Genomic DNA, 2,384 nt, shown 5'->3' on the forward strand with positions numbered 1-2,384 from the left:
GTAAGCGTCCGCCCAACTCACCTTGCGTAAGTCAGGCCGGTTCCCATTGATGCGGCAGCAAAGCCTCAATCTCGCTAGCCCGCTGTGTTGGCAGTCGCGTCAACACGTCCTTGAGATAGGCATACGGATCATGTCCATTCATGCGCGCCGACTGAATCAGGCTCATGATCGCCGCCGCCCGCTTGCCACTGCGCAGTGATCCTGCGAACAACCAATTGGCACGCCCAAGTGCCCACGGTCGTATTTGGTTCTCGACGTGGTTGTTATCGATGGGCAAGGCGCCGTCGTCCAGGTAGCGCGTCAGCGCTACCCAGCGTTTCAAGCTGTAATCCAGAGCTTTGGCGATGGTCGAGCCTTCGGGTACCAGCTCGCGCTGGGTCAGCATCCAGTCATGCAGTTTTTCAGCGATGGGAACCGCATCTCGCTGACGTATTCGCCGACGGTCGTCTTCGCTCATGTCCTTGGCCTGCCGTTCGACCTCGTAGAGCGCACCGATTGTCAGAAGGGCCTGCTCGGCCAACTGGCTCTTGTTCGCCGCATGCAAGTCAAAGAACTTACGGCGCGCATGGGCCATGCAGCCAATCTCGACGATGCCCTGTTCGAAACTGGCCTTGTAGCCGGCAAAGTCATCGCACACCAACTTGCCGCGCCAGTCGCCCAGGAAGTTACGCGCATGCTCGCCGGCACGGCTCGGGCTGAAGTCGTAAACCACGGATTTAAGCTCTGCGTAAGCAGTGCTGCTATAGGCCCACACATAACTTCGATGGGTTTTCTTTTCACCCGGTGCCAACATCTGAACCGGTGTTTCATCGGCGTGGATGACTGGTTGAGCCAGCACCGCTTCACGCAGGGCATCGACAAGCGGTTGAAGCTGCGCGCCGGTTTGCCCGACCCACCGGGCCAGTGTCGAGCGTGGAATCGCCAGGCCGGCGCGGCCAAAGATCTTTTCCTGCCGGTACAACGGCAGGTGGTCAGCGAACTTGGCCACCATGACATGGGCCAGCAGACCTGCGGTGGGGATGCCTTTGTCGATGACTTGCGCCGGAACCGGTGCCTGTATCAGGGTTTCGCAACTTCGGCAGGCCCACTTTCCACGTACATGCTGCTCAACCGTGAACACGCCCGGCGTGTAATCGAGCTTTTCGCTGACATCTTCACCGATGCGCTGAAGCTCGCAGCCACACGCACATTGGGTGTTGTCGGGTTCATGATGAATCACGGTGCGCGGAAGCTGTGCAGGCAGTGGTGCGCGCTTGGGCTTCTGGCCTGGCTCTTTTGGGGCTGGGTCGGGATGAAGTGCGTTCAGCTCGGCTTCGATGGCCTCAAGGTCAGTGCTGAGCAAATCATCGAGCAAGCGGCCTTGCTCTGGACTGATCTGTTCGCTGCGTTTGGCGTACTTATGACGTTTGAGGACAGCGATCTCATGAGTGAGCTGCTCGATGACGATCTTGTCGTTCTGGATCTTGCGACTCATCGTCTCGACTTGAGACTGCAATGTCAGCGTCTGCTCGAGCAACGCGCGCAGCTCTGCAGGGGTCAGTTGGTCGAGGTCGGGTAAAGAAGTCATGCCGCCAATCATGCCAGAGCAACACACTGGCGGCGATTGGCGGTTATGCCAATAGTCAGTACTAAAGCCGTGTGATGGTGCTGTTGGCACCCATGCGTTGCCAAGGTAATCCGACGATGAGTGCCTGAACTTGCTCGCTGTCCAGTTCCATTTGAGCGCCGTGACGAGCGCCCGGCCAGTGGAATTTACCTTGGTTCAGTCGGCGTGCTGCCAACCACACGCCAATGCCGTCATGCACTAGCACCTTCATCCGGTTGGCGCGGCGGTTGGCAAAGAGATAAGCGCAGTGCGGCTTCGCCGCACCGAAGACCGCGACGACGCGGGCCAACGCCGTTTCGGTGCCGGCGCGCATGTCCATGGGCTCGGTGGCGAGCCAGATTGTATCGATGCGAATCATTTGACGAGACCGCGAATGAAGCGCGCACAGCCATCGGGATCGACAGCGGGCCAGATCACTGTGACTGTTTGTAGTTTGAACGGAATTTCGATGCGCGCCAGTGTGGGTTGTGCAGGCTCAGATTCGGGCTTCATCGTCAGCGGCACGAATGCCGGTAGCGCGTCAGGTTGACGGTCACGATAGAGCGGAATCCATTTGCGCACCAGGTTGGCGTTGATGCCATGGCGCAGCGCGATGCTGGCTATCGATACGTCAGGTTGAAGACATTCCTGGACGACTTGGGCTTTGAACGGTTTTGGATAAGAGGTGCGCTGGCGCATGGTGATCCTTGCGATAAGGGCGATGGTGTCCACGTATTTTTAGGTGGACACCATCGCCCTTAATGCTGAGATTCTGAAGGTGTGTTTGCTGGCCGCTTAC

3 protein-coding genes are annotated in these 2,384 nt (G+C 58.4%); all 3 read right to left on the reverse strand.

Features of this window, described 5'->3' with window-relative positions; translation table 11 throughout:
• Positions 1-31: 31 nt before the first annotated feature.
• Positions 32-1,567 carry an IS66 family transposase gene (locus tag CQW31_RS30670; protein WP_054903735.1) on the reverse strand — a complete coding sequence of 512 codons (1,536 nt, stop codon included), beginning with the start codon at positions 1,565-1,567 and terminating at the stop codon, positions 32-34.
• A gap of 61 nt (positions 1,568-1,628) precedes the next feature.
• Entirely contained in the window at positions 1,629-1,964 is a 336-nt protein-coding gene (tnpB, locus tag CQW31_RS31950) for an IS66 family insertion sequence element accessory protein TnpB (RefSeq protein WP_009682063.1), read from the reverse strand.
• Positions 1,961-2,284 (reverse strand): transposase, encoded by a 324-nt coding sequence (locus CQW31_RS30680; protein ID WP_009682062.1) that lies wholly within the window; start codon positions 2,282-2,284, stop codon positions 1,961-1,963. The genes tnpB and CQW31_RS30680 overlap by 4 nt, the downstream gene beginning before the upstream one ends.
• Positions 2,285-2,384 lie beyond the last annotated feature (100 nt).

Origin of the sequence: Pseudomonas sp. 382 (assembly GCF_002759075.1) — a bacterium.
GTDB classification, from domain to species: domain Bacteria; phylum Pseudomonadota; class Gammaproteobacteria; order Pseudomonadales; family Pseudomonadaceae; genus Aquipseudomonas; species Aquipseudomonas vlassakiae.

Bases quoted from the DNA above. Each gene is read 5' to 3' on its own strand.
- CQW31_RS30670 (WP_054903735.1), bottom strand. From the start codon at position 1,567: ATGACTTCTTTACCCGACCTCGACCAACTGACCCCTGCAGAGCTGCGC.
- tnpB (WP_009682063.1), bottom strand. From the start codon at position 1,964: ATGATTCGCATCGATACAATCTGGCTCGCCACCGAGCCCATGGACATG.
- CQW31_RS30680 (WP_009682062.1), bottom strand. From the start codon at position 2,284: ATGCGCCAGCGCACCTCTTATCCAAAACCGTTCAAAGCCCAAGTCGTC.